Raw genomic sequence first — 23,402 nt, 5'->3', positions numbered from 1 at the left:
GTTTAGTTTTAATTTTTGATAATCAAATAAACTGTCGTTGCCAATGACAATAGCGTAATAATAGTACCTATGGACTGAATACCTGTTGTACCTGTTCCCCAAGTTTTTTGCCTCAATGGCTTTACATAAATATAGTCATTGGGTTGTAAATAGTAATACGGAGATTTCATTACATTAATGTCTGTAAGATCAATATTGTTCATTTGCACTCCTGTAGGAGTCTGACGAATTATTGTAACAGTTTTTCTGTCTCCAACAGTTGTAATATCACCAGAATTTGCAATTGCTTCCATTACATTTACATGTTCTTGAAATAATGTTTTTGTTCCTGTACTTCCTACTTCGCCATTTATAGTATATCTAAAACCGGCTAATTTTACGGTAACAAAAATATTGGCTTCGCTTTTAAAATATTCTTCGAGTAATTTTTTTTCAATTTTAATTCGGACTTCTTCAAGAGTGTATCCTATAACGTTTATTTCGCCTAAAATTGGCATTCTGATATTTCCATGATCATCAACCGTAAACCCATCAAAATACAAAGCCGATTCAGATTTTCCCGTTACACCGCTTTCAGTTGTATTAAAAATCGAAACTAATTTAGGATCTATTGCTTTTATACTAATACTTAAAACATCTTTTGATTGCAATCTGTAAGGCTTAGATTCTACTGCAGAAACAGTATTTTGTTCTGTCGAAGTGTTTTTATCCTGCAAATACCATAAATCTTTTACAGGAATACAAGATGTAAATAACGTACTAATTAATAGTAGTATATAAAAGCTTCTTTTTGTCATTATTAAAATTTTATCGCAAATATAGGTTTTCCTTTAATCTTCAGGAAATCTATGTTTTATTTGGGGTTGATTTAATTATTTTTGAATGTTTTTTCGAATGGAACCCGATGCAAAATGCTTCTTCCAAGTGTAATTTCATCTGCATATTCCAATTCGTCACCAACAGATATTCCTCTTGCTATTGTAGAAATTACAATTTCTGATTCGGCAATTTGTTTGTAGATATAAAAATTCGTCGTATCGCCTTCCATAGTAGAACTTAAGGCAAAAATAATTTCAATTACTTTTCCTGATTTCACTTTTTCTACTAAACTTGAAATATTTAACTGGCTTGGGCCAACACCTTCAATTGGAGAAATTTTCCCACCTAAAACATGATAAATTCCTTTGTACTGACCTGTATTTTCAATAGCCATTACATCCCGAATATCTTCTACTACACATATTACCTGATGGTTTCTTACCGAATTAGCACAGATTTGGCAAACTTTTGTATCTGAAATATTATGGCAACTCTCGCAAAACTTTATATCTGCACGCATTTTCAATAATGCATCTGATAAAAAACCAGTTTGTTCTTTGGGTTGTTTTAATAGATGCAGTACCAATCGCAATGCCGTACGCTTACCTATTCCTGGTAATTGAGACATTTCGTTGACGGCTTTCTCTATTAATTTTGATGAAAATTCCATGACGACAAAAGTAACATTTTTAATGATTTAGCAGGCTTTGAACCAACTAAAATCAATATTTACTTGAAATATAATTATATGTGATTTTCTAGCCCAGATTGGAGTGATATCCTTTTGTGGCGGGGTTCGCCACAAAAGATATAACGGACAGCTGGAAATAGCTTCTAAAAAAAATTAATATTGATTAGTCGCTAATAAAACTAATGTACAAGCAACTTCTGCCTTAATATTATTAAGTTCTAATAACTGATACAACTCAGGATTTTCGGTTCCGGGATTAAAAACTACTCTTTTGGGCTGCGCTTCAATAATATAATTATAATAATCGCGCTGACGAGCAGGATTCAGGTATAAAGTAATTGTATCTATATTTTTTACAGGAATAGCTTTTGTCTGTATTTTTACACCTGCAACTTCACCCGTATTTTGACCTATTGCTAAAACTGTATGCCCTTTTTGAACTAACATATTAATGGCTCTAAAAGCGTAACGTTCTGGTTTTGTAGTAGCACCAAGAACTAATGTTTTTTTATTTTTCATTATTTTAAAATATTCTACAAAAGTAATCAAAAAAGAACGAAGTTAGTTTAGGTTATTCATTTAGAATTAACAGCAATAAAAAACAATATCCTAACACGAATATGCCATGTAATATTAAAAATTGACTATTTTTACTTTACAAACCAAACAATATGGATTTATTCATTTACTTATTTGCTGCTCTTTTTTCAGTATTAAACCCAATTGGGACTGTTCCTATTTTCGTAGGACTAACACAAGATGACTCTCAAAAAGAACGTTCCAGAATTTCTTTATGGACTGCCATAAATGTTTTTATAATTTTGATTGTTTCCTTCTTTATTGGACAATATGTACTAAGTTTTTTCGGAATTAGTATTGATGCGCTCCGAATTGCGGGCGGAATTGTAATCGTAAATTCTGGATTTTCATTACTTTCAGGGAAATTCAATAAAAAACGCGGAATCAATAAAAAGATTGAAAACGAAGCACAGCAAAGAAATGATATTGCTCTGACTCCTTTAGCGATTCCGATGTTGGCAGGACCTGGATCAATTTCCTTACTAATTGCTTTTTATCAAGAACATCACAGAATGGAAGAGGTTATAATTTCTTCTTTGGCCATTTTAGCTATTGCAGTTGCAATTTTTGCAATTTTAAAAAGTGCTCATTATTTAGCCCGAATATTAGGCGCTTCGGGAATTGTAGCGATTTCCAGAATTGTTGGCTTTATTGTTATCTCTATTGGAATACAATATATTGTAAGTTCAATCATCAATATTGTAAAAGGAAATTTGATGTAAATTATTTTTCTTGAAATAAAAAGGGATAAAACTTAAATGCTTTATCCCTTTTTTATGTTTAAAAATGTTTTTTAGTTTCTTGGCAAAAATACTTCAGCCATCATGCATCTTGCACTTCCGCCGCCACAAGCTTCAATTGTATCAAGGCTTGAACTTAAAATTTCTGCATGATTTTCTAATTGTGCAATTTGTTTCGGAGTTAAACTCTGATGTGCAGATGCACTCATAACGATATATTTCTTATCATTTGCACCTCGAACTTCTAACATATTACCCGCAAAATTATTAACCTGAGCTTCTGTTATTAGAATAATTTCTTTTTTATCGGCTTTTAAATTGTCCAAAACCATTTTGCGTTCTTTCTTATCATCGATACAATCCGCACAAATAACGGCGAAAGTTTCACCCAGACACATCATTACATTGGTGTGATAAATCAGTTTACGTTCTCTATCAACAGTTTGGAAAGCTTCAAAAATAACCGGAGCATAATCAAAATCCTCACAGAATTCGATAAACAATTCTTCATCTGCACGAGGCGATAAAGCACAATACGCTTTGGCATTTGCCCGGTCTAAAAGCAGACTTCCTGTTCCTTCCAGAAAAAAGCCATCTTCTTCAGCAGATGTATAATCCATTATATTGGCAATCTCAAAACCTTTTTCCTCAAGAGTATCCAAAATATCTTCGCGACGTTCCTGACGACGGTTCTCTGCAAACATTGGATAAAGAGCTACATCTCCATTTTCATGAAAAGATACCCAGTTGTTCGGGAAAATACTATCCGGAGTATCTGTCTCTAAAGTATCATCAATAACTGTAACATCAACTCCAACTGCTCTTAACTTTTCAACGAAAGTATCAAATTCTTGCTGTGCTTTAGCATTAACAGTACTTGGCAAAAGTCCGTCTAAAACTTTTTGATAATAATTATTTACAGCAGTCTGCTCATTCATTCTGAAAGCAACTGGCCGAATCATTACGATTGCATTTGTCGTTTGTTTCATAATCTATGTTTTTTTTTCAGGTTTAAAGTTGCATGAACTGAAACCTAAAACCTGAAACTTATTTTTAGTCTCTAATTAATGGTAAAGTTGAACATCTCAACAAACCTTCTTGTTTCGCAATTTCAGCATACGGAATTTCTTCTACTGTAAAACCATTTGCACGAAGCCAATTATTAAGTCGGGTAAAGTTTTTTTCTGAAACTACTACATTTTCATCTATTGAAAATACATTTGAAAACATGTTATACATTTCATTTCTTTCGATATGAAATAGATTTTCTTTCCCAAAAAGATTTACCAGATACAAATAATCTGCTTCTTCACGAAAACCTCTTTTATAAATTATTCCCTTATCTTTTCCAACAGGCTGAAAACAGCAATCCAAATGCAAGGCATTATCACGGGCTTCCAATTTCGATTTTACCAAATCAAATTCTTTGACAATTTTATTCGGAAACAATTCTTTGATATAATTTACACCGTGCATATTTGTACGCGCAGTGATATAATCCTTATAATCACTTCCTTTATATGTTCCGATAAATATATGGTCATTCCAAAGCATAACATCTCCGCCTTCAATATGAACTTCTTCCGGAGGACGCACTACTTTAAGCGGATTGATCTGATCGATTACGTATTGAATGGCATCCAATTCACGTTCTCTGTCCGGCAGAATATTAGATTTCACAAAAGTATCATCAATTATAAAACCTATATCTCGGGCAAAAATCTGATTGTAATTTTCGATCATTTCAGGACGATAAACCTTTACATGATATTTTTGAAAAACAGCATTAAAAGCATCCATTTCAACAATCATATCTTTTTCGAGAGGATATGTTCCTGCTTTAATATGTTCCAAAGATTTAGGATCATAAGCTTCCTCTAAGGATGGAGTTGGCCCATTATGAACAGCAGAACCCAAAACTACTGCACGTAATCTTGACGTTTCGTTCTTTATATTTAATTGCAACATAATAGTATTAGATTTTGGGCAAATATAAAAAAAGCTTCACAGTTAAGTGAAGCTTTTAAAGTTATTTATTTGTTAGACTTAAAGTCTCTCAAGGGATGCCCTGTATAAATTTGTCTTGGTCTTCCAATTGGTTCTTTGTTTTCACGCATTTCTTTCCATTGCGCAATCCAACCTGGTAATCTGCCAATAGCAAACATTACTGTAAACATATCTGTTGGAATTCCTAATGCTCTGTAAATAATTCCAGAGTAGAAATCAACATTTGGGTATAAGTTTCTTGATTTGAAATAATCATCTTCTAAAGCTGCTGATTCTAATTTTTTAGCAATTTCTAAAATCGGATCATCTACTCCTAAAGTGTCTAAAACTTCTTTAGCTGCTTTTTTAATAATTTTTGCTCTTGGATCAAAGTTTTTATAAACTCTGTGACCAAATCCCATTAAACGGAAAGGATCATTTTTATCTTTAGCTTTTGCCAAAAATTTATCTGTATCTCCACCGTCTTTATTAATTTCTTCCAGCATTTCAAGAACTGCTTGATTTGCACCACCATGAAGAGGTCCCCAAAGTGCAGAAACTCCTGCAGAGATTGAAGCAAATAAACCAGCATGAGATGAACCAACCATTCTTACTGTCGAAGTAGAACAGTTTTGTTCGTGATCTGCATGAAGAATAAATAATTTATCTAATGCATCGATAACAATTGGATTTGCTTTGTAAGGTCCTGTAGGCAATTGAAACATTAATTGCATAAAGTTCTCTACATATCCTTTTGTATTATCGTAATAATTTAATGGATAACCCATTGTTTTTCTGTATGTCCAAGTAGCAATAACCAGAAATTTAGCCATTGTTTTACAAATAGCTTCATACATTTCTTTTTCATTTTCAACGTTTACTGCTTTAGGGTTAAATGCCGTTAAAGCACTTGTCAAAGCAGATAAAACGCCCATTGGGTGAGCTGTTTTTGGAAAACCGTCGATGATATTTTTCATTTCTTCGTTTACCAAAGTATGTTTTTTAATATCAGTTTCGAATTGCTCTAACTGTTGAGAGGTAGGCAATTCTCCAAAAATCAAAAGATAAGATACTTCAAGAAAACTAGCTTTTTCAGCTAAATCTTCGATTGAGTATCCTCTGTAACGTAAAATTCCTAATTCTCCGTCTAAGAAAGTGATTTCACTTTTACAAGATCCAGAATTCTTATATCCCGGGTCAATTGTAATAATACCAGTTAAATCACGTAATTTGTTAATATCGATAGCTGATTCATTTTCGCTTCCTGTGATTACCGGAAGTTCAATTTTTTGACCATCTACTTCTAATGTAGCTATTTTTGACATAATATATCGGAAATAAATCTTTAAAATAATAATTTATCAAATCTAAGGAATTTAAGACTAATTAAAAAAAGAATACTGCTATGAATTTGTTAAAACTCCAAAAAAAAACCATCCATTAAGAAATGGATGGTTTAAATCTATATATAACGTTACCGTTATTTGATCTTGAAAGCGTTTAATCCAGGAAAATATGCAGTACTTCCTAACTCTTCTTCAATTCTTAATAATTGATTGTATTTTGTCATACGGTCAGAACGAGAAGCAGAACCTGTTTTAATTTGACCACAGTTTAAAGCAACAGCTAAATCAGCAATAGTATTATCTTCTGTTTCTCCTGAACGGTGAGACATTACTGAAGTATAACCTGCATTTTTAGCCATATTTACAGCTGCAATAGTTTCAGTTAAGGTACCAATTTGGTTTACTTTTACTAAAATTGAATTTGCAATTCCTTTTTCGATTCCAGTTGACAAACGCTCAACATTAGTAACAAATAAATCATCACCAACTAATTGAACTTTGTGTCCAATTTTTTCAGTTAAGTATTTCCATCCATCCCAGTCATCTTCGTACATACCATCTTCGATAGAAATAATTGGATATTTAGCAGCAAGTTCAGCTAAATAATCAGCTTGTTCTTCAGAAGTTCTGATTTTACCGGTTTCACCTTCAAATTTAGTATAATCGTATTTACCGTTTACATAAAATTCAGAAGCTGCACAGTCAAGAGCTATCATAATTTCGTCACCAAAAGTATATCCTGCTTTTTCAACCGCAAGTTTAATAGTATCCAAAGCATCTTCAGTACCACCAGCTAAGTTTGGTGCAAAACCACCTTCGTCACCTACAGCAGTACTTAAACCTCTGTCATGTAATACTTTTTTCAAACTGTGAAAAATTTCAGTTCCCATTTGCATAGCATGTGTAAATGAAGTTGCCTTTACAGGGAAAATCATAAATTCCTGAAATGCAATCGGCGCATCAGAGTGAGAACCACCATTGATGATATTCATCATTGGAACTGGCAATGTATTAGCCGAAACTCCACCTACATATCTGTATAATGGCAATCCAAGTTCGTTTGCAGCAGCTTTTGCCGCAGCCAAAGAAACTCCTAAAATAGCATTTGCTCCTAATTTAGATTTGTTTGGTGTTCCGTCTAAATCAATCATTAATTGATCAATTGTATTTTGTTCAAAAACAGAAGTTCCAACTAATTCTTCAGCAATAACAGTATTTACATTATTCACTGCATTCAAAACTCCTTTTCCTAAGAACGCTTTTCCTCCGTCACGTAATTCAACAGCCTCGTGTTCTCCAGTTGAAGCTCCAGATGGAACAGCAGCTCTTCCTAAAACTCCATTTTCAGTTACTACATCAACTTCAATAGTAGGATTACCTCTAGAATCAAAAATTTGTCTTGCGTGAACTTTAATTATAATACTCATTATTTTTGTTTTTTATTAATAAATTATATTTTTTTTCGAAATTATAAAAATATTTAATAGAAAAAATGCATTCTTACTATTAAACACCTTTATTTATTAACTATATCGTTTTAGCAGCAGCTAGTTTTATATTCTCAACAAACTGATCGAACAAATAAGATGAATCATGTGGTCCAGGACTTGCTTCCGGGTGGTATTGTACTGAAAAACAATTCTTATTTTTCATTCTCATACCGGCAACTGTGTCATCATTTAGATGTACGTGTGTGATTTCCAATTCCGGATGGCCATCTAAAGCTTCTCTTTTTACAGCAAAACCATGATTTTGAGAAGTAATTTCGCCTTTACCAGTAATGATATTTTTTACAGGATGATTGATTCCGCGATGACCTCCGAACATTTTATAAGTTTTAACGCCATTAGCCAAAGCTATAATCTGATGCCCTAAACAAATTCCGAATAATGGCTTATCATCTGCAATAATTTCCTTAGCAACTTGTATGGCACCAAATAACGGATCCGGATCTCCAGGACCATTTGACAAGAAATATCCATCAGGATTAAATTCAGTCAAATCTTTATAAGTTGAATTATATGGAAAAACTTTAATATAACAATCCCTTTTTGCAAGATTACGTAAGATATTCTTTTTGATTCCAAGATCTAATGCAGAGATTTTATAAGTAGCATTTTCATCTCCAAAAAAATAAGGTTCAGTAGTTGATACTTTTGAAGCCAACTCTAAGCCTTCCATGTTCGGAACATTTGCTAATTCTTTTTTCAAATCTTCAACTGAAGTTCCATCAGTACAGATAACAGCGTTCATAGCTCCGTTGTCACGGATATAACTCACTAATGCACGAGTATCAACATCAGAAATACAGATTAAATTTTGTTTCGTAAAATAATCCTCTAAACTTCCTGAAGCATCTTCACGGGAATAATTAAAACTGAAGTTTTTACAAACCAAACCGGCAATTTTAACACTGTCAGATTCTATTTCCAGATCATTAACACCATAATTTCCAATATGTGCATTAGTAGCCACTAATATTTGACCAAAATAAGAAGGATCTGTAAAAATCTCCTGATATCCAGTCATTCCAGTATTAAAACAAACTTCACCAAAAGTCTTACCGCTAATTCCGATAGATTTTCCATGAAAAATAGTTCCATCACTTAGTAATAAAATGGCGCTTTGTCGTGTTGTGTATTTCATTCTTTAATTTGTATTGTTTTTAATCGTCTTATAAAACCAGCAAAGCGTGTTTCATTTGTAATTAGATATTTTGCAAATTTACTTCTTTAAAAGAGTGCTTCCAAGATTTTTTAAAAATTTCATTCATAAAAATAAAACCTGTTGATTGAAATAAGTTAAATTTTATTCTGTTTTAAAAAAAATCAAAAAAAAAGGATAAACTAAAAATTAGTTTATCCTTGATTTCTATAGAATCATTACTTTCATAATTATTCAGAAGCTTCAGTAGTCGTTTCTGATTCAGCAGCAGGAGCTTCTGGAGTAGTCTCCTCAGCTTTTTTAGCTTTACCACCACGACGGCTTTTTGCTTTTTTAACTTCTTTTTTACCTCCATTGTAAAGTTCATTGAAATCTACAAGTTCGATCATTGCCATATCAGCATTATCTCCCAAACGATTTCCAACTTTAATGATACGAGTGTATCCACCTGGACGGTCACCAACTTTAGCAGCTACGTCTCTGAACAAGTCAGTTACGGCATATTTACTACGTAAGTAAGCAAAAACAATACGACGGTTGTGAGTCGTATCTTCTTTTGATTTTGTGATTAAAGGCTCAACGAATTGTTTAAGCGCTTTAGCCTTAGCAACAGTAGTGTTAATACGTTTGTGCTCAATAAGAGAACAAGCCATATTAGCTAACATAGCTTTTCTATGTCCAGTCTGTCTGCTTAAGTGATTGAATTTTTTTCCGTGTCTCATTGCTATTTTAAATTTAATCCGCCATGGCGGATTGAATTATTCTTTATCTAATTTGTATTTAGCTAAGTCCATTCCGAAAGTTAAATTTTTAACAGCTACAAGTTCATCTAGCTCAGTTAAAGATTTTTTACCAAAATTACGGAATTTCATTAGGTCATTTTTATTGAACGATACTAAATCACCAAGTGTATCAACTTCAGCCGCTTTCAAGCAATTTAATGCTCTCACAGATAAATCCATATCAACAAGCTTAGTTTTAAGCAATTGTCTCATATGCAATGACTCTTCATCATACGATTCTGTTTGTGCAATTTCGTCAGCCTCGAGTGTAATTCTTTCGTCAGAAAATAACATGAAGTGGTGAATTAAAACTTTAGCAGCTTCAGTAAGAGCATCTTTAGGATTAATAGATCCATCAGTTTTAATTTCAAAAACTAATTTTTCGTAATCTGTTTTTTGCTCAACACGGAAGTTTTCAATTGCATATTTTACATTTTTTACCGGAGTAAAAATAGAGTCTGTAAAAATGGTACCAATTGCAGCGTTCTGTTTTTTGTTCTCCTCAGCAGGAACATATCCTCTACCTTTTTCGATTGTTAAATCGAAGTTCAATTTGATTTTAGAATCTAAATTACAGATAACAAGGTCTGGGTTCAGAACTTGAAAACCTGAGATAAATTTTTGAAAATCACCTGCTGTTAATTGATCTTTACCAGAAACAGAAATTGTAACTGCTTCATTATCTATATCTTCAATTTGACGTTTGAAACGCACTTGTTTTAGATTAAGGATAATTTCGGTAACATCTTCAACAACACCTGAAATAGTAGAAAACTCATGATCTACACCTTCGATACGAACAGATGTAATTGCATAACCTTCTAATGCTGAAAGCAAAACTCTTCTAAGTGCATTACCAACTGTCAATCCATAACCAGGTTCTAAAGGTCTAAATTCGAATTTACCTTCAAAATCGGTTGAATCGATCATGATAACTTTATCGGGCTTTTGAAAATTAAATATTGCCATAAATTTCGACTAAGTCAATTATTATTTGTTGTACAACTCTACGATTAATTGTTCTTTAATGTTTTCTGGAATTTGAAGTCTTGCAGGTACAGAAACGAAAGTTCCTTCTTTAAGATCATTGTTCCAGGTAATCCATTCATAAACATGACTTGAATTTGATAAAGAACGTTCGATAGCTTCTAAAGATTTAGATTTTTCACGAACTGCAACTTTATCACCAGGTTTAAGGTGGTAGGAAGCAATATTTACAACTTCACCATTTACAGTAACGTGTCTGTGAGAAACTAATTGTCTAGCCCCTCTTCTAGAAGGAGCGATACCCATTCTAAAAACAACGTTATCTAATCTTGCTTCACATAATTGTAAAAGAACTTCACCAGTAACACCTTTAGTAGCTGATGCTTTTTTGAATAAATTTCTGAATTGTTTTTCTAAAATTCCGTAAGAATATTTAGCTTTTTGCTTTTCCATTAACTGAACAGCGTACTCAGATTTTTTACCTCTTTTTTTAGCCATCCCGTGTTGTCCAGGTGGGTAATTTCTTTTTTCGAAAGATTTATCATCTCCGAAGATTGCTTCGCCAAATTTACGAGCAATTCTAGTTTTTGGACCAGTATATCTTGCCATTTTAAATTGTTTAAGATTGAGATTATGAATTCAGGTCTTATCCTTCGATAATCTATTTTCAATCTAGGTTATACTATAATTTTTGAGTATTAAACTCTACGTCTTTTAGGAGGACGACATCCGTTGTGAGGCATTGGAGTAACATCGATAATCTCTGTAACTTCAATTCCACCGTTATGAATAGAACGAATAGCAGACTCACGTCCGTTTCCTGGTCCTTTTACATAAACTTTTACTTTTTTAAGTCCTGCCTCAAGAGCTACTTTACTACAATCTTCTGCTGCCATTTGAGCTGCGTACGGAGTATTCTTTTTAGAACCTCTGAAACCCATCTTACCAGCTGAAGACCAAGAAATAACTTCACCTTTCTTATTAGTCAAAGAAATGATAATGTTGTTGAAAGTGGCAGAAATATGAGCTTCACCCGTTGATTCAACGATAACTTTACGTTTTTTTGCAGTTGCTTTAGCCATATTACTTATTATTTAGTTGCTTTTTTCTTGTTAGCAACAGTTTTTCTTTTACCTTTTCTTGTTCTAGAGTTGTTTTTAGTTCTTTGCCCTCTTAACGGAAGACCAGATCTATGACGGATACCTCTGTAACAACCAATATCCATTAAACGTTTGATGTTCAAAGAAACTTCAGAACGCAATTCTCCTTCAATTTTGTAAAATGAAACAGCATCACGAATTGCTCCGATCTCATCATCATTCCAATCTTGAACTTTTTTATCTTGGCTAACTTGAGCTTTTTCTAAAATCTCAATAGCTCTACTTCTTCCTAATCCAAAGATATAGGTAAGTGCTATAACACCTCTTTTATTTTTTGGGATATCTACCCCTGCTATTCTTGCCATAATTATCCTTGTCTTTGTTTAAATCTAGGATTCTTTTTGTTTATTACGTACAATCTCCCTTTTCTACGCACAATGATGCACTCGGGACTTCTCTTTTTTACTGATGCTCTAACTTTCATAGTGAATATCCTTTAATATCGATAAGTAATTCTTGCTTTTGACAAATCATAAGGACTCATTTCTAGTTTCACTTTATCACCAGGTAATAACTTGATGTAATGCATACGCATCTTACCAGAAATATGAGCAATTACAATATGTCCATTTTCTAACTCTACACGGAACATCGCATTTGATAATGCTTCAATGATTGATCCGTCTTGTTCTATTGCTGATTGTTTTGCCATAAATATATTAAGCTACCGCTTTTCTATTTTTACCAGTCTTCATTAAACCATCATAATGTTTGTTTAACAAGTATGAATTGATTTGCTGAATAGTATCTATCGCAACTCCAACCATAATTATTAATGAGGTACCTCCAAAAAACATTGCCCAAGATTGTTGTACATCCATAATACTTACAACAATGGCTGGGAACACAGCAATCAAAGCAAGGAATAAAGATCCTGGGAAAGTTATTAAAGACATCACTTTATCAAGAAAGTCTGAAGTTTCAGCTCCTGGACGAACGCCAGGAATAAAACCACCGCTTCTTTTTAAATCATCGGCCATCTTGTTAGTAGGTACTGTGATTGCAGTATAGAAAAATGTAAATACAATAATTAAAGTTGCAAAAACAAAATTATACCAAAATCCAAACATATTACTAAACGCACCAACAATAGATTGTGATGTATCTGATTTAGACAACCCTGCAACAGCAGCAGGAATAAACATAATTGCCTGAGCAAAAATGATTGGCATTACTCCTGAAGCATTAAGCTTAAGAGGAATCCATTGTCTATTACCACCTGCCAAATCTTGTTCGTAATCTCCAGTTGTAGTACGACGAGCGTATTGAACCGGGATTCTACGTACTGCCATTGTAAGCAATACACAAGAAATGATAACTAATAACCACACAATAATTTCAATAACTAATAACATTGGACCACCATTGTTATTGGTAACTCTAGAAGAAAACTCTTGCATGAATGCTTGAGGTAATCTAGCCAAAATACCAACCATAATCAATAATGAAATTCCATTTCCAATACCTTTATCTGTAATTTTTTCTCCAAGCCACATAGCAAAAATAGTACCAGTAACTAAGATGATAACAGACGAAAACAAAAATTCAGGTGAATTAAAGCCTAGTAAGAATGCACTTCCAGGTAACGTTCTGTATAAATTATAAATATAAGTTGGACCTTGAACCAGTGTAATAGCTATAGTCAACCAACGAGTGATTTGATTAATCTTTTTTCTACCACTCTCTCCATCGTTTTGAAGTTTTTGTAAATAAGGAATAGCAATTCCCATTAACTGAACAACAATAGATGCAGAAATATAAGGCATAATACCTAAAGCAAAAACTGAAGCTTTAGAGAAAGCACCTCCTGTAAACATGTCTAGGATAGATCCTAAACCATTTTTAGTTTGTCCCGCTAAACCTGTTAATTGAGTTGCGTCAATTCCAGGCAGCGTTACATGTGCACCAAAACGATATACTAAAAGCAATCCTAATGTAATTAAGATTCTGTTTTTCAGTTCTTCGATTTTCCAAACATTACTTATTGATTCAATAAATTTCTTCATCTTAATAGATAAGTTATATAGTTACAGCTTCTCCACCAGCAGCTTCAATAGCAGCTTTTGCAGTAGCAGTAAATTTGTGGGCAGTTACTTTTAATTTTGCTTTCAATTCTCCTCTACCTAAAATCTTAACGATTTCATTTTTGGTAGCTAGACGATTTGCTACGAAATCTGTCATTGAAACAGAATCAGTAATCACACCATTGTCTACTAATAATTGAAGCGTATCTAAATTAACACCTTCGTATTCTTTACGATTGATGTTTGTGAAACCAAACTTAGGCACACGTCTTTGAAGTGGCATTTGCCCTCCTTCAAAACCAATCTTTTTAGAATAACCAGAACGAGATTTTGCTCCTTTGTGACCTCTTGCAGAAGTACCACCTTTTCCAGAACCTTCTCCTCTACCTAATCTTTTATTTTGATTGTGTGTTGACCCTTCAGCTGGTTGTAAGTTACTTAAATTCATAACAGTATTTGTTATTTAGCTTCTTCGACAGAAACTAAGTGTTTAACTTTGTTTATCATCCCAAGGATTGCAGGATTTGAATCATGCTCTACAACTTGTCCCATTTTACGTAGACCTAAAGCTTCCAAACCTCTTTTTTGAGAAAGAGGGCAGTTGATTTTGCTTCTTACTTGTTTTACTAATAATTTAGCCATAATTTCCTTGAATTAACCTTTAAAAACTTTTTCTAAAGAAACACCTCTTTGTTTTGCAACAGTATGAGCGCTTCTCATTTGTAATAAAGCATCAAAAGTTGCTTTCACTACGTTATGAGGATTTGATGATCCTTGAGATTTAGATAATACATCGTGAATACCTACTGATTCAAGAACTGAACGAACAGCTCCACCAGCAATAACTCCTGTACCATGAGAAGCAGGAATTAAGAATACACGTGCACCACCAAATTTACCTTTTTGTTCGTGAGGAACAGATTGTCCGTTCAAAGGAATTTTTACTAAATTTTTCTTAGCATCTTCTACTGCTTTCGCAATTGCTTCAGAAACGTCTTTAGATTTTCCTAATCCGTGACCAACTACTCCGTTTTCATCACCTACAACTACAATAGCAGAAAAACCAAAAGCTCTACCACCCTTTGTAACTTTAGTAACACGATTAACACTTACCAGACGATCTTTAAGTTCAAGACCACTTGGTTTTACCAATTCTACATTTTTGTATTTAGACATAATATATTAGAATTTAAGTCCAGCCGCTCTTGCGCCTTCTGCTAATGATTTAATACGACCGTGATATAAATAACCACCTCTATCAAAAGTGATTGTATCAATCCCAGCTTTTAACGCTTTCTCAGCAACTAATTTTCCAACAGCAGCAGCGATTTCAACGTTAGTACCTTTTCCTATTTCTTTTTCTCTTGAAGATGCAGCTAATAAAGTAACTCCATTTACGTCATCAATAAGTTGAGCGTAAATTTCTTTGTTACTTCTAAATACAGATAGTCTTGGGTTAGTAGCAGTACCACTAATCGATTTTCTAATTCTGAATCTAATTCTCTGTCTTCTATCAGATTTTGTTAATGACATAATCTTATTTTTTAAGCTGATTTACCTGCTTTTCTTCTTAATACTTCACCCACAAATTTAACACCTTTTCCTTTGTACGGCTCTGGCTTACGGAAACCTCTGATTTTCGCAGCAACCTGGCCTAAAAGTTGTTTATCAAATGATGTTAATTTTACGATAGGGTTTTTACCTTTTTCAGATATTGTTTCTAAAACTACTTCAGGAGCAATTTCTAAAACAATATTGTGAGAATATCCAAGAGCTAAATCTAACTTTTGACCTTGGTTTGAAGCTCTATAACCAACTCCAACTAATTCAAGTTCTTTTGTAAAACCTTCAGATACACCAATTATCATATTATTGATTAATGATCTGTATAATCCGTGTTTTGCTCTTTGGTCTTTATGATCAGACGATCTTTCTAATAGAACCTGATCGCCTTCAACTTTTACAGTAATGTCCGAAAACTCCTGAGTTAGTTGACCTTTTTTTCCTTTTACCGTAACGATACCGTCTTTAACTTCTACAGTTACTCCAGCAGCAATTACAATTGGGCTTTTACCTATTCTTGACATCTTATTTAGTCTTTAAAATTAGTATACGTAACAAATTACTTCACCACCTACATTTAATTGTTTCGCTTGTTTTCCAGTCATAAGACCCTTTGAAGTTGAAACAATTGCAATTCCTAATCCGTTAAGGATTCTTGGTAATTTGGCAGCACCTGCATATTTACGTAAACCAGGTTTACTAATTCTTTGGATATCTTTAATTACAGGCTCTTTAGTATCTTTATCATACTTTAAAGCGATTTTGATTGAACCCTGTACAGAGTTGTCTTCAAATTTGTAACTCAAGATATAACCTTGATCAAATAAGATCTTAGTTATTTCTTTTTTTAGATTAGAAGCTGGAATTTCAACAACTTTGTGGTTTGCAGCCACAGCGTTACGAACTCTAGTCAAATAATCTGCAATAGGATCTGTATACATATGTATTTGATTGCGACTATGGTTTTCGGGAGGCACTCGCCTCCCGAACCTTTAATCAATTAAAATTATTTTTTGGTTTGCAAAAGTAGTAACTTATTGCGAGATTACCAAGATGCTTTTTTAACACCTGGAATTAACCCATTGTTAGCCATTTCACGAAAAGTTACACGTGAAATACCGAATTGACGGATATACCCTCTTGGTCTACCTGTTAATTTGCAACGATTGTGCAAACGAACTGGTGAAGCATTTTTAGGTAATTTTTGTAAACCTTCAAAATCTCCAGCTTCTTTCAAAGCTTTTCTTTTCTCAGCATACTTTGCTACCGTTTTTTCTCTCTTAACCTCGCGGGCTTTCATTGATTCTTTAGCCATGTCTTAATTCTTTTTAAAAGGTAATCCTAATTCAGCCAATAATGACTTTGCTTCCTTGTCTGTTTTTGCAGTAGTAACAAATGTAATATCCATTCCTGAAATTTTATTTACTTTGTCAATATCAATTTCCGGGAAAATGATTTGCTCTAAAACTCCAAGATTGTAGTTACCTCTTCCGTCGAAACCAGTAGCTTTGATACCACTAAAATCTCTAACGCGTGGTAAAGCAGAAGTTACAAGTCTATCTAAAAACTCATACATTCTTTCACCACGTAAAGTAACTTTTGCTCCAATAGGCATCCCTTTTCTCAATTTGAATGACGCAACGTCTTTCTTTGAAATTGTAGATACTGCTTTTTGTCCAGTGATCTTTGTTAACTCATCAACTGCATAGTCAATAAGTTTTTTATCAGATACAGCTGCACCAACTCCACGGCTCAAAACGATTTTTTCAAGTTTTGGAACTTGCATTACGTTTGTATATCCGAATTCCTCTTTAAGAGCAGAGATTACTCTACTCTTATATTCTTCTTTTAGTCTAGGTGTATATGCCATTACTATAGTACTTGATTAGATTTTTTTGAAAATCTTACTTTCTTATCTCCTTCTACTCTAATACCAACTCTAGTTGTTTCCTTAGTTTTAGGATCAATTAGTGAAATGTTAGATATTTGTATAGAAGCTTCTTTCTTAACGATACCACCTTGAGGGTTTTTAGCACTTGGTTTTGTATGTTTCGAAACCATGTTTACACCTTCAACTATCGCTTTATTTTTCTCACGGTAAACACGTAAAACTTTACCTTCAGCACCTTTATGGTCTCCAGCAATAACTCTTACGATATCTCCTGATTTTATTTTTAGCTTTATCATCTTAAAACGAATTAAAGCACTTCTGGTGCTAATGATACAATTTTCATGAATTGTTTTTCACGAAGTTCTCTTGCTACCGGACCAAAAACACGTGTTCCTCTCATTTCCCCTGCTGCGTTCAAAAGAACACATGCATTATCATCGAAACGGATGTAAGAACCATCAGCTCTTCTCACTTCTTTTTTGGTACGTACAACAACTGCAGTTGAAACAGCTCCTTTTTTAACGTTACCGTTAGGAGTTGCATCTTTAATAGATACTACAATCTTGTCACCAACAGAGGCATACCTTCTTTTGGTACCTCCTAAAACACGGATAGTTAAAACTTCTTTTGCTCCCGTGTTATCTGCTACTTTTAGTCTTGATTCCTGTTGTACCATAATTATTTAGCTCTTTCTAAGATTTCAACTAATCTCCAACATTTTGTTTTACTTAAAGGACGCGTTTCGCTAATTCTTACAGTATCTCCAATGTTACAGTCGTTTGTTTCGTCGTGTGCAACGTATTTCTTTGTTTTCAACACGAACTTACCGTATAATGGGTGTTTTACTTTTCTTACTTCAGCAATAACAATAGACTTATCCATTTTATTTGAAGTAACAACACCTATTCTTTCTTTTCTTAAATTTCTTTTTTCTTCCATCTTTCAGCAGAATACAATTATTGTAACTCTCTTTTAGTTAACTCTGTAGCTAATCTTGCAACTGTTCTTCTTACGCTTCTAATTTGAAGCGGGTTCTCAATTGGAGAAATAGCGTGAGCCATTTTTAGGTCAGCATATATTTTCTTAGTTTGACTAAGTTTTTCTTGCAACTCCGCTGCAGAAAGATCTTTTATTTCTGATTGTTTCATAATATAAATTTAATTATGCTTCGAAATCTCTAGCAACGACGAATTTAGTTTTTACTGGAAGCTTTTGAGCTGCAAGACGTAAAGCCTCTTTTGCAACTGATAAAGGAACTCCTCCAACTTCAAACATAATTCTTCCGGGTTTAACAACGGCAGCCCAATATTCAACGGCACCTTTACCTTTACCCATACGTACCTCAAGAGGCTTCTTAGTAATTGGTTTGTCTGGAAATATTTTAATCCATAATTGTCCTTCTCTCTTCATGAAACGAGTTGCAGCAATACGTGCAGCTTCGATTTGACGAGAAGTTAAGAACATTCCATCTTCATGTACAGATTTAATACCAAACATTCCATTAGAAAGTTCATGCCCTCTTTGAGAGTTACCTTTCATTTTACCCTTTTGTACCTTACGGTATTTTGTTCTTTTAGGCTGTAACATTTTTCTTTAGTTTAAAAATTTACTTTCTTTTACGAGCGTCTGGTTTACCACCTTTATTAAAAGGTTTTCTGTCTCCTCTCGGAGAATCTCCACCTTTACCACCACCAGTTCCAGATTGTTTTTTATCCATTCCTGCAAGTGGAGAAAGATCTCTCTTTCCATAAACTTCACCTTTCATGATCCATACTTTGATACCCATTCTACCATAAGTAGTGTGAGCTTCAGCCAAAGCATAATCAATATCAGCTCTGAAAGTTGATAGAGGAATTCTACCTTCTTTGAAACCTTCTGAACGTGCCATCTCAGCACCATTCAAACGACCAGAAATCAAAACTTTAATACCTTCAGCGTTCATACGCATAGAAGCAGCAATAGCCATTTTGATTGCACGTCTGTAAGAAATACGGCTTTCGATTTGACGAGCGATGCTTGTCGCCACAAGATAAGCATCTAATTCAGGTCTTTTGATTTCAAAGATGTTAATTTGAACCTCTTTGTCAGTAACTTTCTTAAGTTCTTCTTTTAACTTGTCTACCTCTTGTCCGCCTTTTCCGATAATGATACCAGGTCTAGCAGTAGTGATAGTAACGGTTACAAGTTTCAAAGTTCTCTCGATGATTACTTTTGATACACTAGCTTTTGATAAACGAGCGTGGATATACTTTCTGATTTTGTGATCTTCGGCAAGTTTATCACCGTAATCATTTCCACCATACCAGTTTGAGTCCCACCCTCTGATGATACCAAGTCTATTTCCAATTGGATTTGTCTTTTGTCCCATGCTGCTTAAGAATTGCTTTGTGTGTTATTGATAGCTCCAAGCACGATTGTTACGTGATTAGAACGTTTTCTTATTCTGTGTGCACGACCTTGTGGAGCTGGACGAAGTCTTTTCAACATCATTCCACCATCTACTCTGATCTCTTTAACAAATAATCCAGCTTCTTCTAAATTACCTTCACTATTTTTTTGCTCCCAGTTGTTGATTGCTGATAATAATAGTTTTTCTAATTTTCTTGAAGCCTCTTTAGAACTGAATCTTAAGATGTTAAGTGCTCTTTCTACTTTCTGACCTCTTACCAAGTCCGCTACTAAGCGCATTTTTCTAGGTGAAGTAGGGCAGTTATTCAATTTTGCGAAAGCAATAGACTTATTAGCCTCTTTTCTCGCATCTGCTGTTTCTCTTTTACGAACTCCCATTGCTTCTTATTTTTTACCTTTATTTTTTGCTCCAGCATGACCTCTAAAAGATCTAGTTGGTGAAAATTCTCCTAATTTGTGACCTACCATGTTTTCTGTTACGTAAACTGGTACAAATTGACGACCGTTATGAACTGCGATAGTTTGTCCAACGAAATCTGGAGTAATCATAGAAGCTCTAGACCAAGTCTTTACTACACTATTTTTACCACTTTCTACGTTTTCCTGAACTTTCTTGTCTAACTTATAATGAACGAAAGGTCCTTTTTTTAATGAACGTGCCATATCTTATTATTTCTTTCTACGTTCTACGATATACTTGTTACTCGGGTTTTTCTTAGAACGAGTTCTATAACCTTTTGCTGGTATTCCATTTCTTGAACGTGGATGTCCACCAGAAGAACGTCCTTCTCCACCACCCATTGGGTGATCAACAGGGTTCATTGCAACAGGTCTTGTTCTAGGCCTTCTTCCTAACCATCTTGTTCTACCAGCTTTTCCTGATACAACTAATTGGTGGTCTGAATTAGAAACAGCTCCAATTGTAGCCGAACAAGTTAACAAGATCAATCTTGTTTCACCAGATGGCATTTTAATTGTAGCATATTTTCCATCTCTTGCCATTAATTGAGCAAATGTACCAGCTGAACGAGCGATTACTGCTCCTTGACCTGGACGTAACTCAATACAAGAGATAACAGTTCCTAAAGGAATTTTGCTTAAAGGCAATGTATTACCAATTTCAGGTTGAGATTCTGGACCAGAAACTAATTTCTGACCAACTTTCAATCCGTTTTGAGCAATTACATAAGTTTTCTCTCCATCAGCATAAGCTAATAAAGCGATAAATGCAGTACGATTTGGATCATATTCAATTGATTTCACTGTAGCCGGAATTCCGTCTTTAGTTCTTTTGAAATCAATAATACGATATCTCTGCTTGTGACCACCACCCGTATAACGCATGGTCATCTTTCCTTGACTATTTCTACCTCCAGAGTTTTTTATCGGCGCTATCAAAGAGCGTTCCGGCTTATCAGTTGTAATGGCGTCATAACCATTCACAACTCTAAATCGCTGACCTGGGGTAATAGGTTTTAATTTTCTTACTGACATTTTTCTATCTTAGATATTGTTGTAAAAATCAATTGTTTCTCCTTCTTGTACTTGAACAATCGCTTTCTTAATTGCATTTGTCTTTCCACTGATCAAACCACTTTTAGTGTATTTTGTAGTTCTATCCGGTCTTACGTTCATCGTGTTAACTGAAACGATAGTTACTCCATAAGCAGCTTCAATAGCTTTCTTAATTTGAACTTTGTTTGCTTTTTTGTCAACAACAAATCCGAAGCGGTTTAAAACTTCACTTTCTTTGGTTACTTTTTCCGTTACTATAGGTCTAATTATGATGCTCATATTCCTATTATTTACTTAAATTTTCTTCAATTAACTCCAAAGAACCTTCTAAAAGCACTAAATTATTAGTGTTCAAAATAGCGTAAGTGCTTAACTCTGAGCTAGTTACGACATTTGAAGCCTTTAAATTGCGTGACGACAAATATACATTTTTATTTGACTCTCCCAACACAAATAGAGATTTTTTATTATCTAACCCTAAAGCTTTCAAAACGTTAATGAAATTTTTAGTGTTTGGAGTTTCAAAATTAAAGTCCTCAAGAACGATAATATTTGACTCTTTTGCTTTGATTGAGAAAGCTGATTTTCTTGCCAATCTTTTCAAGCTCTTATTCAATTTAAATGAATAACTTCTTGGTCTTGGTCCGAAAACTGTTCCACCACCTTTAAACAATGGATTTTTGATACTTCCCGCACGAGCTGTACCAGTTCCTTTTTGTTTTTTAATCTTACGCGTACTTCCTGTCACTTCAGCTCTTTCTTTAGCCTTATGAGTTCCTTGTCTTTGATTAGCAAGATATTGCTTAACATCAAGGTATACAGCGTGATTATTTGGTTCAATTGCGAATACTGAATCAGAAAGTTGAACTTTTCTTCCAGTATCTTTTCCGTTGAAATCTAATACTTTTACTTCCATTACTTCTGAATGATTACATAAGAGTTTTTATGTCCAGGAACACATCCTTTAATAACAAGCAGATTCTTTTCAGCAACTACTTTTAAAACTCTAAGGTTTTGAACTTTTACATTGTCTCCTCCCATTCTTCCAGCCATACGCATTCCTTTGAATACTCTAGATGGATATGAAGAAGCCCCCACAGAACCTGGCGCTCTTAAACGGTTGTGTTGACCGTGAGTTGCTTGTCCAACACCACCAAATCCGTGACGTTTAACAACCCCTTGAAAACCTTTACCTTTAGATACACCTTGTACATCTACAAATTCTCCTTCAGCAAAAATAGAAACATCAATAAGATCTCCTAATTTTTGTTCAGTTGCAAAATCTTGAAATTCAACGACTTTTTTCTTAGCAACAGTTCCAGCCTTTTTAAAGTGACCTAAAGCCGCTTTAGTGGAATGTTTCTCGTTTTTGTCATCGAAACCAAGTTGCAACGCTTCGTACCCGTCAACACCTTTGGTTCTGACTTGGGTAACAACACACGGCCCAGCCTCGATTACTGTACAAGGAATGTTTTTCCCGTTTTCGTCGAAAATACTAGTCATGCCGATTTTTTTACCAATTAACCCAGACATAAATATTAATTATTAATTACTAAAATTCCCTTCAATTTGAAAATAACAGAAATTTCCAAACAGGGAGTGCAAAAGTATACATTAAAATTGAATATACCAAACGGTTATAAAAATTAAATAGCTCATAATCAAAATCAAAGCATCAATCTGACGGTCATCCATATTTTATTTCTTTAAAAAAATAAATTTTGACTTTTTAACTCACAACAACATTTAGCTTAACAATTACTTAATGACGGAAAGAAAAAACATCCGCAACACCCTAAACTCAAGACATTTCAACAAAAACAGAATAATTCATAAAGTAAATATTTCAAAAAAAAATACCCATGAAAACTTTTGTCCACAAAAAAAAGCGAGACATTTCTGTCTCGCTTTTTATATGCAAAATATAATAAAAAATTATACTTTTATTTCTACTTCAACTCCACTTGGCAATTCAAGTTTCATTAATGCATCAATAGTTTTAGATGAAGATGAATAAATATCAATCAATCTCTTGTATGACATTACTTCAAATTGTTCTCTCGCTTTTTTGTTAACGTGCGGAGAACGTAACACAGTGAAAAGTTTTTTGTGAGTTGGTAACGGAATTGGACCTGTTACAACTGCCCCAGTAGTTTTTACTGTTTTTACGATCTTTTCAGCAGACTTGTCTACCAACATGTGATCGTAAGATTTTAGTTTTATTCTGATTTTTTGACTCATTTTCT

Annotated in this window: 38 protein-coding genes; 1 reads left to right on the top strand and 37 read right to left on the bottom strand. The window is 33.9% G+C overall.

The window, feature by feature from the left end; all coding sequences use genetic code 11:
- Positions 1–8: 8 nt before the first annotated feature.
- From ACZ0AH_RS03660 to ACZ0AH_RS03650, 3 genes are all read right to left on the bottom strand, one after another.
- Positions 9–797, bottom strand: a complete 789-nt coding sequence (locus tag ACZ0AH_RS03660; protein ID WP_463474497.1) for a polysaccharide biosynthesis/export family protein — start codon at positions 795–797, stop codon at positions 9–11.
- 71 nt (positions 798–868) lie between these two features.
- Entirely contained in the window at positions 869–1,489 is a 621-nt protein-coding gene (gene recR / locus ACZ0AH_RS03655) for a recombination mediator RecR (protein ID WP_463474496.1), read from the bottom strand.
- A gap of 174 nt (positions 1,490–1,663) precedes the next feature.
- Positions 1,664–2,029 (bottom strand): CoA-binding protein, encoded by a 366-nt coding sequence (locus tag ACZ0AH_RS03650; RefSeq protein WP_463474495.1) that lies wholly within the window; start codon positions 2,027–2,029, stop codon positions 1,664–1,666.
- A 152-nt stretch (positions 2,030–2,181) separates the two neighbouring features.
- Between ACZ0AH_RS03650 and ACZ0AH_RS03645 the strand changes: the two genes are divergently transcribed.
- On the top strand, positions 2,182–2,811 hold the full coding sequence (locus ACZ0AH_RS03645) for a MarC family NAAT transporter (protein WP_463474494.1): 630 nt from the start codon (positions 2,182–2,184) through the stop codon (positions 2,809–2,811).
- Positions 2,812–2,882: 71 nt separating this feature from the next.
- On the opposite strand, the gene ctlX is transcribed toward ACZ0AH_RS03645, so the two are convergent.
- The 34 genes from ctlX to rpsJ all read right to left on the bottom strand — a co-directional run bounded on the left by ctlX (position 2,883) and on the right by rpsJ (position 23,397).
- Positions 2,883–3,818, bottom strand: coding sequence for a citrulline utilization hydrolase CtlX (ctlX, locus tag ACZ0AH_RS03640; RefSeq protein WP_463474493.1), 936 nt, complete (start codon positions 3,816–3,818; stop codon positions 2,883–2,885).
- Positions 3,819–3,882: 64 nt separating this feature from the next.
- Complete coding sequence (locus ACZ0AH_RS03635; RefSeq protein ID WP_463474492.1) at positions 3,883–4,797, bottom strand: dimethylarginine dimethylaminohydrolase family protein; 915 nt, start codon at positions 4,795–4,797, stop codon at positions 3,883–3,885.
- A 65-nt stretch (positions 4,798–4,862) separates the two neighbouring features.
- Positions 4,863–6,140 (bottom strand): citrate synthase, encoded by a 1,278-nt coding sequence (locus ACZ0AH_RS03630; protein WP_463474491.1) that lies wholly within the window; start codon positions 6,138–6,140, stop codon positions 4,863–4,865.
- Positions 6,141–6,295: 155 nt separating this feature from the next.
- A complete protein-coding gene (eno, locus tag ACZ0AH_RS03625; protein ID WP_463474490.1) occupies positions 6,296–7,588 on the bottom strand; it encodes a phosphopyruvate hydratase in 1,293 nt (430 codons plus the stop codon).
- Between the two features lie 100 nt (positions 7,589–7,688).
- On the bottom strand, positions 7,689–8,807 hold the full coding sequence (gene carA, locus ACZ0AH_RS03620) for a glutamine-hydrolyzing carbamoyl-phosphate synthase small subunit (protein ID WP_463474489.1): 1,119 nt from the start codon (positions 8,805–8,807) through the stop codon (positions 7,689–7,691).
- Positions 8,808–9,055: 248 nt separating this feature from the next.
- Complete coding sequence (gene rplQ / locus ACZ0AH_RS03615; protein ID WP_031456031.1) at positions 9,056–9,547, bottom strand: 50S ribosomal protein L17; 492 nt, start codon at positions 9,545–9,547, stop codon at positions 9,056–9,058.
- A gap of 36 nt (positions 9,548–9,583) precedes the next feature.
- Complete coding sequence (locus ACZ0AH_RS03610; RefSeq protein WP_026109818.1) at positions 9,584–10,576, bottom strand: DNA-directed RNA polymerase subunit alpha; 993 nt, start codon at positions 10,574–10,576, stop codon at positions 9,584–9,586.
- Positions 10,577–10,597: 21 nt separating this feature from the next.
- Positions 10,598–11,203, bottom strand: coding sequence for a 30S ribosomal protein S4 (rpsD, locus tag ACZ0AH_RS03605; RefSeq protein WP_026982953.1), 606 nt, complete (start codon positions 11,201–11,203; stop codon positions 10,598–10,600).
- A gap of 89 nt (positions 11,204–11,292) precedes the next feature.
- Entirely contained in the window at positions 11,293–11,676 is a 384-nt protein-coding gene (gene rpsK / locus ACZ0AH_RS03600; protein ID WP_007803677.1) for a 30S ribosomal protein S11, read from the bottom strand.
- 8 nt (positions 11,677–11,684) lie between these two features.
- Positions 11,685–12,059, bottom strand: a complete 375-nt coding sequence (gene rpsM / locus ACZ0AH_RS03595; protein ID WP_007803675.1) for a 30S ribosomal protein S13 — start codon at positions 12,057–12,059, stop codon at positions 11,685–11,687.
- A 2-nt stretch (positions 12,060–12,061) separates the two neighbouring features.
- On the bottom strand, positions 12,062–12,178 hold the full coding sequence (gene ykgO / locus ACZ0AH_RS03590) for a type B 50S ribosomal protein L36 (RefSeq protein ID WP_072945378.1): 117 nt from the start codon (positions 12,176–12,178) through the stop codon (positions 12,062–12,064).
- Positions 12,179–12,190: 12 nt separating this feature from the next.
- Positions 12,191–12,406 (bottom strand): translation initiation factor IF-1, encoded by a 216-nt coding sequence (gene infA / locus ACZ0AH_RS03585; RefSeq protein ID WP_007136545.1) that lies wholly within the window; start codon positions 12,404–12,406, stop codon positions 12,191–12,193.
- A gap of 7 nt (positions 12,407–12,413) precedes the next feature.
- Positions 12,414–13,760: a preprotein translocase subunit SecY gene (gene secY, locus ACZ0AH_RS03580; RefSeq protein WP_068843790.1), complete on the bottom strand. Its 1,347-nt coding sequence runs from the start codon at positions 13,758–13,760 to the stop codon at positions 12,414–12,416.
- Between the two features lie 13 nt (positions 13,761–13,773).
- Complete coding sequence (gene rplO, locus ACZ0AH_RS03575; protein WP_017495009.1) at positions 13,774–14,226, bottom strand: 50S ribosomal protein L15; 453 nt, start codon at positions 14,224–14,226, stop codon at positions 13,774–13,776.
- Positions 14,227–14,237: 11 nt separating this feature from the next.
- Positions 14,238–14,420, bottom strand: coding sequence for a 50S ribosomal protein L30 (rpmD, locus tag ACZ0AH_RS03570; RefSeq protein WP_017495010.1), 183 nt, complete (start codon positions 14,418–14,420; stop codon positions 14,238–14,240).
- A gap of 12 nt (positions 14,421–14,432) precedes the next feature.
- Positions 14,433–14,957, bottom strand: a complete 525-nt coding sequence (rpsE, locus tag ACZ0AH_RS03565) for a 30S ribosomal protein S5 (RefSeq protein WP_085950926.1) — start codon at positions 14,955–14,957, stop codon at positions 14,433–14,435.
- 3 nt (positions 14,958–14,960) lie between these two features.
- The gene (gene rplR / locus ACZ0AH_RS03560) at positions 14,961–15,311 is read right to left on the bottom strand and encodes a 50S ribosomal protein L18 (RefSeq protein ID WP_042565878.1); all 351 of its coding nucleotides are present in this window, start codon (positions 15,309–15,311) and stop codon (positions 14,961–14,963) included.
- Positions 15,312–15,322: 11 nt separating this feature from the next.
- Entirely contained in the window at positions 15,323–15,865 is a 543-nt protein-coding gene (gene rplF, locus ACZ0AH_RS03555) for a 50S ribosomal protein L6 (RefSeq protein WP_056245959.1), read from the bottom strand.
- Positions 15,866–15,883: 18 nt separating this feature from the next.
- On the bottom strand, positions 15,884–16,282 hold the full coding sequence (rpsH, locus tag ACZ0AH_RS03550) for a 30S ribosomal protein S8 (protein ID WP_017495014.1): 399 nt from the start codon (positions 16,280–16,282) through the stop codon (positions 15,884–15,886).
- Between the two features lie 104 nt (positions 16,283–16,386).
- A complete protein-coding gene (gene rpsN / locus ACZ0AH_RS03545) occupies positions 16,387–16,656 on the bottom strand; it encodes a 30S ribosomal protein S14 (RefSeq protein ID WP_007803655.1) in 270 nt (89 codons plus the stop codon).
- Positions 16,657–16,659: 3 nt separating this feature from the next.
- Positions 16,660–17,211: a 50S ribosomal protein L5 gene (rplE, locus tag ACZ0AH_RS03540; protein WP_007803652.1), complete on the bottom strand. Its 552-nt coding sequence runs from the start codon at positions 17,209–17,211 to the stop codon at positions 16,660–16,662.
- A 2-nt stretch (positions 17,212–17,213) separates the two neighbouring features.
- Entirely contained in the window at positions 17,214–17,528 is a 315-nt protein-coding gene (gene rplX / locus ACZ0AH_RS03535) for a 50S ribosomal protein L24 (protein ID WP_007803650.1), read from the bottom strand.
- 11 nt (positions 17,529–17,539) lie between these two features.
- Positions 17,540–17,908 carry a 50S ribosomal protein L14 gene (gene rplN, locus ACZ0AH_RS03530; RefSeq protein ID WP_007803649.1) on the bottom strand — a complete coding sequence of 123 codons (369 nt, stop codon included), beginning with the start codon at positions 17,906–17,908 and terminating at the stop codon, positions 17,540–17,542.
- Between the two features lie 2 nt (positions 17,909–17,910).
- Positions 17,911–18,171, bottom strand: coding sequence for a 30S ribosomal protein S17 (gene rpsQ / locus ACZ0AH_RS03525; RefSeq protein WP_007803646.1), 261 nt, complete (start codon positions 18,169–18,171; stop codon positions 17,911–17,913).
- 17 nt (positions 18,172–18,188) lie between these two features.
- Positions 18,189–18,380 (bottom strand): 50S ribosomal protein L29, encoded by a 192-nt coding sequence (gene rpmC / locus ACZ0AH_RS03520; protein WP_007803639.1) that lies wholly within the window; start codon positions 18,378–18,380, stop codon positions 18,189–18,191.
- 13 nt (positions 18,381–18,393) lie between these two features.
- Positions 18,394–18,819 carry a 50S ribosomal protein L16 gene (gene rplP / locus ACZ0AH_RS03515; RefSeq protein ID WP_007803637.1) on the bottom strand — a complete coding sequence of 142 codons (426 nt, stop codon included), beginning with the start codon at positions 18,817–18,819 and terminating at the stop codon, positions 18,394–18,396.
- 19 nt (positions 18,820–18,838) lie between these two features.
- A complete protein-coding gene (rpsC, locus tag ACZ0AH_RS03510; RefSeq protein WP_007803635.1) occupies positions 18,839–19,600 on the bottom strand; it encodes a 30S ribosomal protein S3 in 762 nt (253 codons plus the stop codon).
- A 5-nt stretch (positions 19,601–19,605) separates the two neighbouring features.
- Positions 19,606–20,019, bottom strand: coding sequence for a 50S ribosomal protein L22 (gene rplV / locus ACZ0AH_RS03505; RefSeq protein WP_007803631.1), 414 nt, complete (start codon positions 20,017–20,019; stop codon positions 19,606–19,608).
- 6 nt (positions 20,020–20,025) lie between these two features.
- Positions 20,026–20,304 (bottom strand): 30S ribosomal protein S19, encoded by a 279-nt coding sequence (gene rpsS, locus ACZ0AH_RS03500; protein ID WP_012022488.1) that lies wholly within the window; start codon positions 20,302–20,304, stop codon positions 20,026–20,028.
- A gap of 6 nt (positions 20,305–20,310) precedes the next feature.
- A complete protein-coding gene (gene rplB / locus ACZ0AH_RS03495; RefSeq protein WP_463474488.1) occupies positions 20,311–21,135 on the bottom strand; it encodes a 50S ribosomal protein L2 in 825 nt (274 codons plus the stop codon).
- Between the two features lie 9 nt (positions 21,136–21,144).
- On the bottom strand, positions 21,145–21,435 hold the full coding sequence (gene rplW, locus ACZ0AH_RS03490; protein WP_007803621.1) for a 50S ribosomal protein L23: 291 nt from the start codon (positions 21,433–21,435) through the stop codon (positions 21,145–21,147).
- A 7-nt stretch (positions 21,436–21,442) separates the two neighbouring features.
- Complete coding sequence (rplD, locus tag ACZ0AH_RS03485; RefSeq protein WP_089351922.1) at positions 21,443–22,072, bottom strand: 50S ribosomal protein L4; 630 nt, start codon at positions 22,070–22,072, stop codon at positions 21,443–21,445.
- The gene (gene rplC, locus ACZ0AH_RS03480; protein WP_007803612.1) at positions 22,072–22,689 is read right to left on the bottom strand and encodes a 50S ribosomal protein L3; all 618 of its coding nucleotides are present in this window, start codon (positions 22,687–22,689) and stop codon (positions 22,072–22,074) included. The genes rplD and rplC overlap by 1 nt, the downstream gene beginning before the upstream one ends.
- Before the next feature lie 402 nt (positions 22,690–23,091).
- Positions 23,092–23,397 (bottom strand): 30S ribosomal protein S10, encoded by a 306-nt coding sequence (rpsJ, locus tag ACZ0AH_RS03475; protein WP_007803605.1) that lies wholly within the window; start codon positions 23,395–23,397, stop codon positions 23,092–23,094.
- Positions 23,398–23,402: the final 5 nt, after the last annotated feature.

This window comes from Flavobacterium sp. AC105, assembly GCF_979258495.1.
This window is presented reverse-complemented; position numbering and strand designations above follow the sequence as displayed.

Excerpts from the sequence above, each read along its gene's own strand:
- ACZ0AH_RS03660 (WP_463474497.1), bottom strand. The coding sequence starts at position 797 with ATGACAAAAAGAAGCTTTTATATACTACTATTAATTAGTACGTTATTT.
- recR (WP_463474496.1), bottom strand. The coding sequence starts at position 1,489 with ATGGAATTTTCATCAAAATTAATAGAGAAAGCCGTCAACGAAATGTCT.
- ACZ0AH_RS03650 (WP_463474495.1), bottom strand. The coding sequence starts at position 2,029 with ATGAAAAATAAAAAAACATTAGTTCTTGGTGCTACTACAAAACCAGAA.
- ACZ0AH_RS03645 (WP_463474494.1), top strand. The coding sequence starts at position 2,182 with ATGGATTTATTCATTTACTTATTTGCTGCTCTTTTTTCAGTATTAAAC.
- ctlX (WP_463474493.1), bottom strand. The coding sequence starts at position 3,818 with ATGAAACAAACGACAAATGCAATCGTAATGATTCGGCCAGTTGCTTTC.
- ACZ0AH_RS03635 (WP_463474492.1), bottom strand. The coding sequence starts at position 4,797 with ATGTTGCAATTAAATATAAAGAACGAAACGTCAAGATTACGTGCAGTA.
- ACZ0AH_RS03630 (WP_463474491.1), bottom strand. The coding sequence starts at position 6,140 with ATGTCAAAAATAGCTACATTAGAAGTAGATGGTCAAAAAATTGAACTT.
- eno (WP_463474490.1), bottom strand. The coding sequence starts at position 7,588 with ATGAGTATTATAATTAAAGTTCACGCAAGACAAATTTTTGATTCTAGA.
- carA (WP_463474489.1), bottom strand. The coding sequence starts at position 8,807 with ATGAAATACACAACACGACAAAGCGCCATTTTATTACTAAGTGATGGA.
- rplQ (WP_031456031.1), bottom strand. The coding sequence starts at position 9,547 with ATGAGACACGGAAAAAAATTCAATCACTTAAGCAGACAGACTGGACAT.
- ACZ0AH_RS03610 (WP_026109818.1), bottom strand. The coding sequence starts at position 10,576 with ATGGCAATATTTAATTTTCAAAAGCCCGATAAAGTTATCATGATCGAT.
- rpsD (WP_026982953.1), bottom strand. The coding sequence starts at position 11,203 with ATGGCAAGATATACTGGTCCAAAAACTAGAATTGCTCGTAAATTTGGC.
- rpsK (WP_007803677.1), bottom strand. The coding sequence starts at position 11,676 with ATGGCTAAAGCAACTGCAAAAAAACGTAAAGTTATCGTTGAATCAACG.
- rpsM (WP_007803675.1), bottom strand. The coding sequence starts at position 12,059 with ATGGCAAGAATAGCAGGGGTAGATATCCCAAAAAATAAAAGAGGTGTT.
- ykgO (WP_072945378.1), bottom strand. The coding sequence starts at position 12,178 with ATGAAAGTTAGAGCATCAGTAAAAAAGAGAAGTCCCGAGTGCATCATT.
- infA (WP_007136545.1), bottom strand. The coding sequence starts at position 12,406 with ATGGCAAAACAATCAGCAATAGAACAAGACGGATCAATCATTGAAGCA.
- secY (WP_068843790.1), bottom strand. The coding sequence starts at position 13,760 with ATGAAGAAATTTATTGAATCAATAAGTAATGTTTGGAAAATCGAAGAA.
- rplO (WP_017495009.1), bottom strand. The coding sequence starts at position 14,226 with ATGAATTTAAGTAACTTACAACCAGCTGAAGGGTCAACACACAATCAA.
- rpmD (WP_017495010.1), bottom strand. The coding sequence starts at position 14,420 with ATGGCTAAATTATTAGTAAAACAAGTAAGAAGCAAAATCAACTGCCCT.
- rplR (WP_042565878.1), bottom strand. The coding sequence starts at position 15,311 with ATGTCATTAACAAAATCTGATAGAAGACAGAGAATTAGATTCAGAATT.
- rplF (WP_056245959.1), bottom strand. The coding sequence starts at position 15,865 with ATGTCAAGAATAGGTAAAAGCCCAATTGTAATTGCTGCTGGAGTAACT.
- rpsH (WP_017495014.1), bottom strand. The coding sequence starts at position 16,282 with ATGTATACAGATCCTATTGCAGATTATTTGACTAGAGTTCGTAACGCT.
- rpsN (WP_007803655.1), bottom strand. The coding sequence starts at position 16,656 with ATGGCTAAAGAATCAATGAAAGCCCGCGAGGTTAAGAGAGAAAAAACG.
- rplE (WP_007803652.1), bottom strand. The coding sequence starts at position 17,211 with ATGGCATATACACCTAGACTAAAAGAAGAATATAAGAGTAGAGTAATC.
- rplX (WP_007803650.1), bottom strand. The coding sequence starts at position 17,528 with ATGATAAAGCTAAAAATAAAATCAGGAGATATCGTAAGAGTTATTGCT.
- rplN (WP_007803649.1), bottom strand. The coding sequence starts at position 17,908 with ATGGTACAACAGGAATCAAGACTAAAAGTAGCAGATAACACGGGAGCA.
- rpsQ (WP_007803646.1), bottom strand. The coding sequence starts at position 18,171 with ATGGAAGAAAAAAGAAATTTAAGAAAAGAAAGAATAGGTGTTGTTACT.
- rpmC (WP_007803639.1), bottom strand. The coding sequence starts at position 18,380 with ATGAAACAATCAGAAATAAAAGATCTTTCTGCAGCGGAGTTGCAAGAA.
- rplP (WP_007803637.1), bottom strand. The coding sequence starts at position 18,819 with ATGTTACAGCCTAAAAGAACAAAATACCGTAAGGTACAAAAGGGTAAA.
- rpsC (WP_007803635.1), bottom strand. The coding sequence starts at position 19,600 with ATGGGACAAAAGACAAATCCAATTGGAAATAGACTTGGTATCATCAGA.
- rplV (WP_007803631.1), bottom strand. The coding sequence starts at position 20,019 with ATGGGAGTTCGTAAAAGAGAAACAGCAGATGCGAGAAAAGAGGCTAAT.
- rpsS (WP_012022488.1), bottom strand. The coding sequence starts at position 20,304 with ATGGCACGTTCATTAAAAAAAGGACCTTTCGTTCATTATAAGTTAGAC.
- rplB (WP_463474488.1), bottom strand. The coding sequence starts at position 21,135 with ATGTCAGTAAGAAAATTAAAACCTATTACCCCAGGTCAGCGATTTAGA.
- rplW (WP_007803621.1), bottom strand. The coding sequence starts at position 21,435 with ATGAGCATCATAATTAGACCTATAGTAACGGAAAAAGTAACCAAAGAA.
- rplD (WP_089351922.1), bottom strand. The coding sequence starts at position 22,072 with ATGGAAGTAAAAGTATTAGATTTCAACGGAAAAGATACTGGAAGAAAA.
- rplC (WP_007803612.1), bottom strand. The coding sequence starts at position 22,689 with ATGTCTGGGTTAATTGGTAAAAAAATCGGCATGACTAGTATTTTCGAC.
- rpsJ (WP_007803605.1), bottom strand. The coding sequence starts at position 23,397 with ATGAGTCAAAAAATCAGAATAAAACTAAAATCTTACGATCACATGTTG.